Source organism: Bradyrhizobium sp. USDA 4501 (genome assembly GCF_054062115.1).
This window is the reverse complement of sequence record NZ_JBSSEX010000001.1, coordinates 7,749,389-7,761,544: the sequence shown is the minus strand read 5'-3', so window position 1 is coordinate 7,761,544 and position 12,156 is coordinate 7,749,389. Positions and strand designations below refer to the sequence as shown.

The following is a 12,156-nucleotide window of genomic DNA, read 5'->3' as shown; positions in this document are numbered from 1 at the left end:
GCTACATCGCACGGCGGCCACCTGCAATAACGCAGCCACCGGCTGCAGTATCCCTGCATAACGGCAGGCCGATCCCGGGCTATGTTTTCGGCGATACATCCGCTGGAGAGAGACCATGACGTCAGCCAAGACATTGATGCAGCTTGCCGGTATCGACCTCACCCCGCCCCGCCTCGGCGACAGCTGCCTGGTGCTGATCGATATCCAGAACGAATATCTGGCCGGTCCGCTGGCGCTGCCCGACGCCAACCCGGCGATTGCGCGCGCCACCGCATTGCTCGCGCGCGCCCGTGAAAGCGGCGCCGCGATCATCCACATCGCGCACAAGGGCCAGCCGGGCAGCCTGTTCGACCGCAGCGCGGAGCGTGGCGCGATCGTCGCGCCGCTGGCGCCGCGGCCGGGCGAGATCGTGATCGAGAAGCAATTGCCGAACGCGTTCGCCGGCACCGACCTCAACGCGCAGCTTGCCGCGACCGGCCGCAAGGAGCTGGTGCTGGCCGGCTTCATGACGCATATGTGCGTGAGCTCGACGGCCCGCGCCGCGCTCGATCTCGGCTTCCGCACCACGATCGACGCCGACAGCTGCGCCACCCGCGACCTGCCCGACGGCGTCGGCGGCACGATTGCCGCAAGGCTGATTCACGACGTCGCGCTCGCCGAACTGTCCGACCGCTTCGCGATCATCGCCCGCGGCAACGCGCTTGCCTGAGGGCCGCCCCGCTCTGCGTTCGCTACTGAAACGCGACCTCGGCGAAGCTGCGCAGCTTGCGCGAATGCAGGCGTTCGGATTCCTGCTGCTTGAGCCGCTCCAGCGCCTTGAGACCGATCTCAAGGTGCTGGCCGACGCGCTGGCGGTAGAATTCGCTGGCCATGCCTGCGAGTTTGATCTCGCCGTGCAGCGGCTTGTCGGAGACGCATAGCAGCGTGCCGTAGGGTACGCGGAAGCGATAGCCGTTGGCGGCGATCGCCGCCGATTCCATGTCGAGCGCGACCGCGCGCGACTGCGACATGCGCCGGATCACCTGCGGCCCGCTGATCTCCCAGTTGCGGTTGTCGACGCTGGCGACCGTGCCGGTGCGCATCAGCCGCTTGAGCTCGAAGCCGGTGAGCCCGGTCACCTCGCCGACGGCTTCCTCAAGCGCGACCTGCATCTCCGCAAGCGCCGGGATCGGCACCCAGAGCGGCAGCTCGTGATCGAGCACGTGGTCCTCGCGCACATAGCCGTGGGCGAGCACATAATCGCCGAGCCGCTGCGTGTTGCGCAGTCCGGCGCAGTGCCCGATCATCAGCCAGGCATGCGGCCGCAGCACCGCGACGTGATCGGTGATGTTGCGCGCATTGGACGGACCGATTCCGATATTGATCAGGGTAATGCCGCGATAGCCGGGCCGGACCAGATGAAAGGCCGGCATCTGCGGGACGCGTTCGGACGGGGTCCCGGTGATGCCGCCGCCGAGCCGCGCATTGTGCGTCATCACATTGCCGGGCGCGACGAAGGCCTCGAGACCGGCCTCGCCCGACGCAAGGCGCTGCTGGGAAAGCTGCACGAAGGCATCGACATAGAACTGGTAGTTCGTGAAGATCACGAAATTCTGGAAGTGCTCCGGGTCGGTGCCGGTGTAGTGGTAGAGCCGGCGCAGCGAGTAATCGACCCGCGCCGCGCGGAACAGCGCCAGCGGCTCCGGCACGCCCGGCGTCAGCTCAAAGGTCCCGTCGGCGATCGCATCGTCCATCGCCGCGAGATCGGGCGTATCGAAGATGTCGCGCAGCGACCTTGTGAACGCCGAACTGTCGGCGATGGTCAGCGCCGCCTCGATATTGATGTCGCGGCGATAGGCGAAATGGATCGGGATAGATTCGTTCGACTCGCCGATCTCGACCGCCACGCCATGGTTCTTGATCAGAAGCCCGATCTGCTCGGTGAGATAGGTCCGGAAGATATCGGGGCGCGTGATGCTGGTCTCGTGGACGCCGGGTCCTGCGACGAAGCCGTAGGCAAGCCGCGAGTCGAGCCGCGCATGCGACGAGGTCGTGATGCGGACGAACGGGTAATGTGCCCGCACCCGCGTCGTGAACGGCACGCCGTTGACATAGGCCTCAAAGCGATTGCGCAGGAATTCAGTGTTGCGCACGTAGATCTCTTCGAGGCGGGCAACGGCCGCGGCGGCATCGACGAACGCTTCGGTCGTGATCGGCGGCGGGGTTTCGATGGAGGGTGTAGGAGACATGTTCGCTTGCACCAGATCCGTTGCCGAGCTTGGACTCGCCCTGGATCAGCACAATATAGCGACTATGGCATCGGGTTCCAGACGTCGATCAGGCCGCAGCGGTGGGCCGCTGCCCGCTCTGACTACTGAATCCGCGCGAGCACCGCGAGACGGCGGATGCCCTTGTTACGGTAGGCGTCGAGGAACGCGTAATAATCCTTGAACGAGACGCAGCCGTTGGAGTCGCCGTTCGGACCGAGCATGAAGGTGTGCGCGAGCAGGCCGTCGCGGTTGAAGATCTTGCCCTCGCCGCCGATCGGATTGAGCCGCAGTGCCGGCACGCCGTGGAACAGCGCCTCGCGCGGCTTGAGTTCGTAAATGTGCGGTGGCGTCACGCCGACCATCTTCAGATGCGAGGATCTGGGGTCGTCGAGCCTGGAGCCGAGGCCCGAATGCGCCTCGAGGCGCGTGCCATCGGGCAGGTACACGGTCTTGGCCGAGATGTCGTAGACTGCGGTCTGACGGTCATAGGGCGGCGAGCCGCCGAGCATCGGGTTCTGGTCCAACGTCGAGGGGATGCTGCCGGTCACGTTCGCGTCGGCTGAAGCGAAGGAGAGCAGTCCGCCGCTCGACTCCCGCTTGCCCCACAGTTTTTCGACCATGGTCTGCCGCTCGTTCGATGCGATCGACATCACCGCGGCCTTGGCGCGCGCGGCCATGTCGCGAACGCCGCCGGATTTCGCAGCCTGCTTGGACTCGGCAGGCTTCGCCTCGGACGCCTTATCGGCCCCCTTGGGCTGAACGTCCGCAGCGGGATCGTTGAGCGCCACCTTCAGATTGGCGGCGGCCTGCTTCTTGGCGGTCTCGACCGACTTCGGCGCCGGCAACGCCTTCGATGTCTCGGCAAGCTCCGCGGAGGCGACCGCCCTCGCCGCTTCGGCGACCTTGGGCGCAGCGGCCTGCTTGATCGGGTCGATCTGCGATGCGGCGTCAGCCACGACGCTGGATGCGACGCCCTCGGGCGAGGCGGCCGCAAACCGATCGTTAAACATAAGCGACGATGCCGGTGCTTCCGACTTCGCGACCTCGGTCTTCGCGGGCGCCGCCGGTGCTGGCGTCAGGGACGCGAACACCTCGTTGAAGGCAGGCGTCGGCCGCGCAGCGACCGCGACGGGCCGCTTCACCACCGGCGCATCGAACGACGCATTGCCCACGGAGGGATAGACGCTCGCCGCAAAAATGTTGGCGTAGACGGTCCAGGCGCAGCCAAGCACCAGCCCCGCCACCGCGGCGCTGCCGAGGAAATGCTGTGGGAGAATTTTTCGGGAGGATTTCTTGCGGCTTGGCGCCCCAAGAACATACGCACTCGTACCCATACGCCCGGCGCTCAAAACAGGTCCACCTTTGTCCCTCACTCGACGCGGGGTCGAACGGGTGTTCGGCTCAACGTCGCGCGGGGGCACAGACGGCCATTAAGGCGACTTTTAGTTAAATGCGTCTTAACCGGATGCGATCCCCTGCAGCGCGGGAAGTGCCTGTGGCGTAGGGCTTTTTTAAGATGACATTGGACCGCCAAAGCGGCTTTTCTGTCCCATCATGGGACATTCCGGTATGCCGCTCCAGCGCGGCATACCGGAATATATTCAGGGGAGAATTTCCTTGCAGATCGCCCCGTAATCGCGCGGGGATCGAGCAAAAACCATCTCTCAGTAGCTGAGCTTCGGATACCAGTCCTTGCCGCGTCCTTCAGGCGTCGTGTCGAGCAAGGTCCACAGCGGATCCATGTCCGGCGCGCCGCGCGGGTCCTGGCCGGGGTCCATCGTGCCCGCCCCCATTTCGCCGGCCCAGAAATGACGGATCGTGCCGTTGTGGCGTGTGAAGACATTGTAGCCCGGCAGGTCGCTGTCATCCTTGTTGACATAGTCGCGCGTGTAATCGCCCGATGCATCCGAGTAGATCCTGTGACGCGTCCAGCCGCGCGCCTTCTTCGCCTCGATCAGGCGTGCGATCGGCGAGCGCGCCACGAACACGAACGACACGCGCTGCTCGATATCGGGCAGCTTCTCCTCCCACGTGCCCATGAACGATGTGCACATCGGACACGGCTTCTCGCGCTGCGGGCCGTACATGTAGCTGTAGATGATGAGGGTCGGCTTGCTGCCGAACAGATCGGCGAGCGATGTCGCACCGGCCTCTCCGATGAACTCATAGGACTTGGCCACCTCGCCGCCCGGCGGCAATGCGCGGCGCAGCGCGGCGACGCGCTCGATATGCCGGCGCAGCTCGATCTCTTCGACGAGCAATTCCTGGCGGGCGCGGCGATACTCGGCGCTCTCATTGGGAAAGCGCCTAACATTGGTCGTGGCGAGCTCGGTGGCGGGCTTGAGGACGGAACTGGTCATGGTTGGAACCTCGCGTGGTTGACGGGCTGTCTGGAAGACGAGCCGGCCCCGGACGATCCGACACTCAACGGCGAGGATTTATTGCAGTTCCGGCGGCGAGGAACGGTCGAGGATCTCGCCCTTTGCGCCTTCCAGCAGGTCGAGCGCGTAGGTCTCGATGGTCAGCGGCCCCCGCATGCGCTTGGCTTCGGCCACCGTTTCGATATGGGCGAAATTGTCGCGCAGCGAGGCCGGCATCGCCTGCTCGACCTCATGCACATAGAGCAGCTTGCCGGACAACTGCTCAGGGCTCGGCTCTGACATGTTGATCCAGCGAATGCGCTGGCCCTGCTGGGCGACGCAGGTGCCCTTGGGGAGATAGAAGGCGAGCCAGCCGGTGGTGCCGTAATCCGCCGCCAGCACGCAGCTCGCGCCGGTCCGCACGCGGGTCGCCTCGATCTCGTCCGCAAGCTCCGGCCAGCCGACACCGACGCTGCGCACGGTGGCGTCGCGGCGGTAGCCCGAGAGCAAACCGGTGTTGGCCTGCACGATCAGCAGCGCGAACAGCACGACGCCGAGGGGCGCGGCCCAGCGGCGGCAGAAATCGACCGTGCGCTGCTCGCGCGGCGCCCACTGCACCTGGACTGCCGCGACCGCGGCCGCTACGGCAAAGGCGGGATAGACCGGCGCGAACCAGTTGGCCTCGACCCGCGCATGCAATGCGTGCCAGGTGAAGTAGACGACGATGGTCCAGAACATCGTGTTGACCAGCACGCGCGCCTCCAGCGCGCCGGCGCGGCGCCGATAGAGCGCGTACAGGCCCATCACGCCGAGGATGAAGACCAATGGCGTTGCGAACGCAAACTGGGTCGGGATCAGCTCGGCGATGTAGGTCGGCCGGAAATCCTCGATCCGCGCGCGGCCCATCTGCTTGATGAACGACACCCAGTGATGGTCGGCATTCCAGCGGATGACCGGGCTGAACAGGCCGAGCGCGACCAGGCCGCCGAGATAGAGCCAGGGCGACAGAAACCAGCGCCGCAGCTTCGGCACCATCGCAAGCCAGATCAGGATCGCCGGACCAAAGAACAGCGCCGAGTATTTCGACAGCAGCGCCGCGCCGGCGCTGGCGCCGACCGCAAGCCACCATTCGCCGCGACCGCTCTCCAGCACCTTTGCCAGCGCGTACAGCAGGAGGCTGGCAGCGACCAGCAGCGGCGCATCTGGCGTCACGATCAGCGTGCCGACGGCGGCCATCAGCGTGACATTGAGCAGGATGGTTGCGCTCGCGGCGATGCGCCGGCCGCCGAACAGGATCTCGGCCGCCCGGTAGATCGCCCAGCTCATCGGCAGTGCGAGCAGGATCGACACCAGCCGCACGCCGAACGGCGTATCGCCCGCGATCATGGTGCCGAGCCGGATCACCACCGCCACCATCGGCGGATGGTCGTAATAGCCGCCGGCGAGCGACTTCGACCACATCCAGTAATAGGCTTCGTCGAAAGTCAGCGGCGTCCATGCAGCGGCGGCCAGCCGCAACACGACCAGCGCGCACACCGCAAGCGCGGTGTTTCGGGCCAGCCGCGCCTCGTCCGCGTTCATGCCACCGTCATCGCTTGCGCCAGACGAACAGCCCGGACATCGCGTAATTCCACACCACGCCCATCAGCGCGCCGGCTGCGCCCGCCAGCCACCAGATCGGCTCCTGGTCGTAGACCGAGAACGCGACGCCGACATTGGCGAGCAGGCCGACGCTGCAGACCAGATAGAACAGCAGCAGGCCGCGCAGGATGCCAAAGCCCTTCAGCCGCTGATCGCGATAGGTCAGGAAATTGTTGAGGATGAAATTGCTGGTCATGGCGACGATCGCACCGGTGGCCTGGGCCTCCGGGAATGGCGCCTTGAACAGTTCGAGCGCGATGAACAGCACGGTGAGGTGCACCACCAGGCCGAGCCCGCCGACCGCCGCGAACAAAATGAAGCGCAGCGAGATCAGATCATTGGTCAGCTTCGCCAGCACCAAACCGAGGAAGTCGAGCGCGACCATGGAGTCGAGCTTGCTCTCGCCATGCTGGCGGGCACCGAACGTGTAGGGAATCTCGACCGCGCGCAGCTTGCCCTCCGCAGTCGCTACGACGTCGAGCAGAATCTTGAAGCCCTGCGTCGACAGCTGCGGCGCGAGCTGCTCGAAACGGTCGCGGCGGATCATGAAGAAGCCGCTCATGGGGTCGGCGATCTCGACCTTCAGCGCGCGGCGCGCGATCTCGGTGGCGAACGCGCTGGCACCGGCGCGCTGCTTGTTGAAGCCGTCGGCCTTGTAGCCCTCGATGTAGCGGCTGCCGACCACGAGCTCGGCCTCGCCGCTCTGCAGCAGCGCCACCATCTTCGGCAGCTGGGTCTCGTCATGCTGCAGGTCGGCGTCCATCACCGCGGCATAGGGCGCGCTCGAGGCCAGAATGCCCTCGATGCAGGCGCCGGACAGGCCGCGCCGGCCAATCCGGCGGATGCAGCGCACGCGGGAATCCTTCCGCGCCAGCGCGCGCACCACGTCCCAGGTTCCGTCGGGCGAATTGTCGTCGACGAAGATGACTTCCCAGGACACGTCCTTCAGGATCGCGTCGAGCCGGCGGTACAGCACCGTGACATTGTCGCGTTCGTTGAAGGTCGGGACGACCACCGAAAGCAGCGGCAAGCTTGCTGCCTGCGATGAGGTTTCGGGGCTCGGCTTGATGGCTTGGTTCATGAGCGCCAGCGTATAGCCGCAGCCTCTCCCGCTGCCAAGGCAGGCCGACCCAAACGCACGCTCGGAAAGCGGGAAAACGGGGCAAAACACCCCTGAAAATGCCAACGACCACGAACAAGGGGCGCGCGTACATCCGGCGCAGCCAATCAATGTCGTGGTCGTCCGGCGCCGGAGCCCTGAAGCTGCAACGTCGCCGTTGGAAGCAAGATAGGAAGGTCCCAGGCGGTCCGCAAGGGGCGCAGGAGGCGCTAGTTGTTCGGGACTTCCCGGATCACCGGGCCGCGTGGCGCCGGGGCTGCCGGCGCGGCCTCGGCAGCTGGAGCCGCCTGCGGCTGTGCGGCGGACCGGGTCGGGTTACGGAGCTGGCTCGGCGACGGCCCGTAGATGAACGCCGCCGCCAGCGCGACGGCCGCGACCAGTGCGCCCAAGAAACCTGCCGTCGATTGTGATCTCATGCCGATGATCCCCTCGCCTGCGCGGATTGATATCAAAAATCGGCCGGCCGCAACAGGATTTGGGAACCTATTTGGCCGCGGCCCTGCGCCGGGTGAAGGCGGTCACGATGTCCTTCTGCGCGAGCTCGATCGCACGGTTGGCGGTCGTCAGATTCGCGTCGGCGTCCTGCTTCGGAAATTGCAGCGACAGGAAGTCGATCAGCGACACACGGAAGTTCTGCCGCTCCGACGGACAGACATTGGCGATCAGCGAGGTGAACTCCTGGTCGGACATCGCCTTGTTGCTGTCGCGGGGATATTCGCGGGCGAGACAATTCCAGTAGGCGTCGCGGCCGGTGATCGCGAGCTTGTGCGCATCGTCGACCTCATCGGCCATTGCAGCGGAGGATATGGCGGCGGAGGACATGATCAAGAGGGCGGCCGCAACCAGCATGCGCATTGTTGTTCTCCATTTCGGCGCATCGTAGCGAAGAGCGACAGCGACGATAAGCGCCGCCGTGCCGATCTGGCAAACTGGCCAATCACGATTATTTTGATTAGTCTTGCTTCCTGTTCCCTCCCTCACGATGAGTGCAGTCGTGGCCAAAGCTCCCACCAAGGCGACCAAAACCAAGACCGACGCAGGCAACATCTATATCGGCATCGGCGGCTGGACCTTCGAGCCGTGGCGCGGGGTGTTCTATCCGGAGAAGCTCGCGCAAGCGAAGGAGCTGTCCTACGCCGCCTCCAAGCTGACCTCGATCGAGATCAACGGCACCTATTACGGCTCGCAGAAGCCGGAGAGCTTTCGCAAATGGGCCAGCGAAGTACCCGACGGCTTCATCTTCTCGCTGAAGGGGCCGCGCTTCGCCACCAACCGCCGCGTGCTCGCCGAAGCCGGCGATTCGGTGAAGCGGTTCTATGATTCAGGCGTGCTGGAGCTGAAGGACCGGCTCGGGCCGGTGCTCTGGCAGTTCGCGCCGACCAAGAAGTTCGACGGCGCCGATTTCGGCAAGTTCCTCGAGCTGCTGCCGCGCAAGCTCGACGGCCGCGCGCTGCGCCACGTCGTCGAGGTCCGCCACGACAGTTTTTGCGTGCCCGAATTCGTCGCCCTGATTCGCGAGCACGAGGTACCGGTGGTGTTCGCCGAGCACGGCAAATATCCGGCGATCGCCGACGTCGCGAGCGACTTCGTCTATGCGCGGCTGCAGAAGGGCAATGACGAATTGAAGACCTGCTATCCGCCGAAGCAGCTCGACGCCTGGGCCAAGCGGTTTCAGGACTGGGCCGCCGGCAGCGAGCCCGACGACCTGCCGAAGGTCGAGAAGACCGCGCCCAAGAAGGCGCCGCGCGACGTGTTCGCCTATGTGATCCACGAGGGCAAGGTCCGCGCGCCGGCCGGCGCGATGGAACTGATCGAACGGGTGAAGTGAGCGAGAACCGATGGCGAAGGCCAGGAAGCTGTTCACCATCGGCTACGAGCAGACGCCGTCGAAGGCGGTGCTCGACGAGCTCGAGCAGGCCGGCGTCAAGCTGCTGGTCGACGTCCGCGCCATCGCCTCCTCGCGCCGGCCCGGCTTCTCCAAGACCCAGCTCGCCGCCGGTCTCGACGAGCGCGGCATCGGCTACGTCCATCTGCGCGGTCTCGGCACCCCGAAAAGCGGACGGGAAGCGGCACGCAGCGGGCAATATGCGCTGCTGCACAAGATCTATTCGGCGCACCTAAAGACGGCGCAGGCCAAGGAAGAGCTCGACGAGCTGTCGGCGCTGGTCAAGCAGTCCGGCCCGGTCTGCATCCTCTGCTACGAGCGCGACCACCAGCACTGCCACCGTCGATGGATCGCCGAGATCATTGAAGAGCGCGACGGCGTCAGGATCGAGAACCTGGCGGCACCGCAGCTCTAGCCTGCCTCGCCCGGCACGTTCAGCGTTCCCTCCATCATCGTCACGCAGCCGCCGCCGACATGCACCGAAGTGATCACGCCGCCTTGCTTGCGCACGCGCGTCAGCAACAGGCTCGGCCGGCCCATGTCGACGCCCTGCCCGATCCGCAGCCGCAATTCGCCATCGCGCGCGGGATCAATATCGGCGAGCAGCGCCGCGCAAGCCGCGGTCGCGCTGCCGGTGGCGGGATCCTCGGACAGGCCGCTGGCGCCCGGATGGAACATGCGCGCCTGCAGGTCGAGCGGCTGCTCGCTCGCCGGCACGTCGCGCGTGTAGAAATAGACCACGTCGCGGCCGATCTCGGCCAGCGTCCTGGCGAACGCCGCAGCATCCGGCCGGGCGCGCCTCAGCGCCTCGCGCGAGGCGATCTCGACCACCAGGAATGGCAGCCCGACCGAGACGACCTGCGGCGCGTGCCGATTGGTCTTCACATCAGCCGCCGTCAGCGACAGGCACGCGGCGGCGGCGGCCGCGCTGACCTCATTGGTCCGCTGTAGCGCCTGCGGCGCGGTCAGCTCGGCCCCGACCACATTGCCGCCGTCGGACAGGATCTCGACCGGCACGAGGCCCGCCTTCTCCTCGAACCTCAAGCGCGCCGGCGCCTTCGCGGCCCGGCTTGCCAGCACGAAGGCGGTGCCGACATTGGGATGGCCGGCGAACGGAATTTCCGAGCGCACCGTGAAGATGCGAACCTGGGCGTCGTTGACCTTGTCCTGCGGCGGCAGCACGAAGGTCGTCTCGGAATAGTTGAACTCGGTCGCGATCGCCTGCATCTCTTCGGTCGAGAGCCCTTCGGCGTCGAGCACCACGCCGAGCGGGTTGCCGCCGAAGGCGCGGTCGGTGAAAACGTCGACGGTGATATAGCGCCGCTGCATCCTGCTTGTCCTCGTGCTCCGGTCATTCCGATGACGTCACCGTACCACGGCCCGAGCGATGCCCTTCAGAGCACTCGGTACAATCGCGGGCAAGTCACATGCAGGCAGCTCGCGCGGCTTGAGGAGCCGTGCGTGATTGCCTCGGATCATGTGAGCGTCGCCGCCTACCCCAACTGCCAGACGTGCACCGGGTGCTCGTAGCCCCGCACCGGGATCTCGCCGCGCGACACCGCGTCCTTGCAGTCATCGCCGAGCGCCTCGCGCACCGCGGAGGAAATTAAAAACTGCGAGCCGAGCTCCTTGTTCAGCGCCTCGAGCCGCGCGGCAAAATTCACGGTGTCGCCGATCACGGTGTACTCCTTGCGCCGGGGCGAGCCGATATTGCCGGCGACGACCTCGCCGATGTGGACGCCGATGCCGATGCGCAGCGGCCAGCTCGTCGCCGCGTTGGTGCGCTCGTTCGCGGCGAGCATTTCACGCGCGGCGGCGACCGCCTGATGCGCGGCGTCGCCGGTCTCGAACGGGGCACCGAACAGCGCGAGAAAGCCGTCGCCCAAAAACTTGTTCACGATGCCGCCATGGCGATCGAGGATATCGACCAGCACGGCAAAGGCGCCATCGAGCCTGTCGACCACCTCCTGCGGCGAGCGGGTGCGCGCACCGGCCGTGAAGCTGCGGAAATCCACGAACATCACCGCAACACGGCGGATGTCGCTGCCGGTGCCGGCCCCCTCCGTCATCAGACGTTCGACCACCTGCGGCGAGACGTGCTGGCCAAACAGGTTGGTGATGCGATCGCGCGCGGTGGCGGCCGCGATGCTGGCCGCGAACTGCCGGCGCAGCTGCATGCCGACTGCGCCGGCCAGCATGCCGCAGATCAGGATGATCGCGCTGCGCGCGGCGTGATAGTAGATGCTGGTCTCGGCCGCGCCGCCGCCCGAGGGATGGAAGAACACCGCCATATAGAACAGCTCGACCGCCGCGACGAAGCCGGTGAAGGTCGAGAGCCAGAAGTCGAGCCGCAGCGTCGACAGGATGATGAAGACGAAATAGATCAGCGGCGCCACGAATCCGAGCGCCTCTTGCGGCCCCATGCTATTCATGTGCAGCGCCAGCACGACGGTCGGCAGCGACGTCTCGACGAGCACGCCGATGTAGCGCCGGACCACCGGCAGGTCGCGCCCCTTGCGCATGTGCCAGCTGATCGCCCCGTGCACCCAGAACTCGAACAGGATCAGCGGAATGGTGACGTAGAAGACGTAGACGGGGCTGAGGTTGCCGTGCCAGACGCGGCTGACCGCATCGGGCGCAAAGAAATACACCAGCAGACTGATCGCCGCGAGGGCAGCGGCGGTAGCGATCAGCACCTTGATGCGGAGCAACTCGGTGGTCATCACCTCGCGCATCAGGGCGTGATGGAAGTCGGCGGATACGGTTGTGTCTGCCGCTACGCTGTTTTTGTCCGAAGATTCCGCCATGCCTCCCACCCCGTCATTCCGGGGCGCGAAGCGAACCCGGAATCTCGAGATTCCGGGTTCGATGCTTCGCATCGCCCCGAAATGACGATCATTG

At 65.8% G+C, this 12,156-nt stretch carries 12 protein-coding genes; 3 read left to right on the top strand and 9 right to left on the bottom strand.

What is annotated here, in order from left to right:
• Nucleotides 1-115: 115 nt before the first annotated feature.
• Nucleotides 116-709, top strand: a complete 594-nt coding sequence (locus ACVWZM_RS35865; protein WP_028336826.1) for a cysteine hydrolase family protein — start codon at nt 116-118, stop codon at nt 707-709.
• A gap of 22 nt (nt 710-731) precedes the next feature.
• On the opposite strand, the gene ACVWZM_RS35860 is transcribed toward ACVWZM_RS35865, so the two are convergent.
• The 7 genes from ACVWZM_RS35860 to ACVWZM_RS35830 form a co-directional block, all read right to left on the bottom strand.
• On the bottom strand, nt 732-2,228 hold the full coding sequence (locus ACVWZM_RS35860) for an AMP nucleosidase (RefSeq protein ID WP_057018446.1): 1,497 nt from the start codon (nt 2,226-2,228) through the stop codon (nt 732-734).
• A gap of 122 nt (nt 2,229-2,350) precedes the next feature.
• Nucleotides 2,351-3,583: a tlde1 domain-containing protein gene (locus ACVWZM_RS35855; RefSeq protein ID WP_456855765.1), complete on the bottom strand. Its 1,233-nt coding sequence runs from the start codon at nt 3,581-3,583 to the stop codon at nt 2,351-2,353.
• Between the two features lie 330 nt (nt 3,584-3,913).
• Nucleotides 3,914-4,609 (bottom strand): DUF899 family protein, encoded by a 696-nt coding sequence (locus ACVWZM_RS35850; RefSeq protein WP_076828538.1) that lies wholly within the window; start codon nt 4,607-4,609, stop codon nt 3,914-3,916.
• A 78-nt stretch (nt 4,610-4,687) separates the two neighbouring features.
• Nucleotides 4,688-6,190 (bottom strand): glycosyltransferase family 39 protein, encoded by a 1,503-nt coding sequence (locus ACVWZM_RS35845; RefSeq protein WP_456855764.1) that lies wholly within the window; start codon nt 6,188-6,190, stop codon nt 4,688-4,690.
• Nucleotides 6,191-6,197: 7 nt separating this feature from the next.
• Nucleotides 6,198-7,331: a glycosyltransferase gene (locus tag ACVWZM_RS35840; protein WP_076828534.1), complete on the bottom strand. Its 1,134-nt coding sequence runs from the start codon at nt 7,329-7,331 to the stop codon at nt 6,198-6,200.
• 248 nt (nt 7,332-7,579) lie between these two features.
• A complete protein-coding gene (locus ACVWZM_RS35835) occupies nt 7,580-7,786 on the bottom strand; it encodes a hypothetical protein (protein WP_057018442.1) in 207 nt (68 codons plus the stop codon).
• Nucleotides 7,787-7,853: 67 nt separating this feature from the next.
• The gene (locus ACVWZM_RS35830) at nt 7,854-8,225 is read right to left on the bottom strand and encodes a hypothetical protein (protein WP_028339943.1); all 372 of its coding nucleotides are present in this window, start codon (nt 8,223-8,225) and stop codon (nt 7,854-7,856) included.
• Between the two features lie 139 nt (nt 8,226-8,364).
• On the opposite strand from ACVWZM_RS35830, the gene ACVWZM_RS35825 reads away from it, so the two are divergent.
• Together ACVWZM_RS35825 and ACVWZM_RS35820 are read left to right on the top strand one after the other, a co-directional pair.
• On the top strand, nt 8,365-9,198 hold the full coding sequence (locus ACVWZM_RS35825) for a DUF72 domain-containing protein (protein WP_076828565.1): 834 nt from the start codon (nt 8,365-8,367) through the stop codon (nt 9,196-9,198).
• 10 nt (nt 9,199-9,208) lie between these two features.
• The gene (locus ACVWZM_RS35820) at nt 9,209-9,670 is read left to right on the top strand and encodes a DUF488 domain-containing protein (RefSeq protein ID WP_057018441.1); all 462 of its coding nucleotides are present in this window, start codon (nt 9,209-9,211) and stop codon (nt 9,668-9,670) included.
• Here ACVWZM_RS35820 and ACVWZM_RS35815 read toward each other — a convergent pair.
• A complete protein-coding gene (locus tag ACVWZM_RS35815; RefSeq protein ID WP_076828533.1) occupies nt 9,667-10,584 on the bottom strand; it encodes a PhzF family phenazine biosynthesis protein in 918 nt (305 codons plus the stop codon). The two genes, ACVWZM_RS35820 and ACVWZM_RS35815, sit on opposite strands and share 4 nt — an antisense overlap.
• A gap of 164 nt (nt 10,585-10,748) precedes the next feature.
• Nucleotides 10,749-12,062, bottom strand: a complete 1,314-nt coding sequence (locus ACVWZM_RS35810) for an adenylate/guanylate cyclase domain-containing protein (RefSeq protein ID WP_076828564.1) — start codon at nt 12,060-12,062, stop codon at nt 10,749-10,751.
• Between the last annotated feature and the right edge of the window lie 94 nt (nt 12,063-12,156).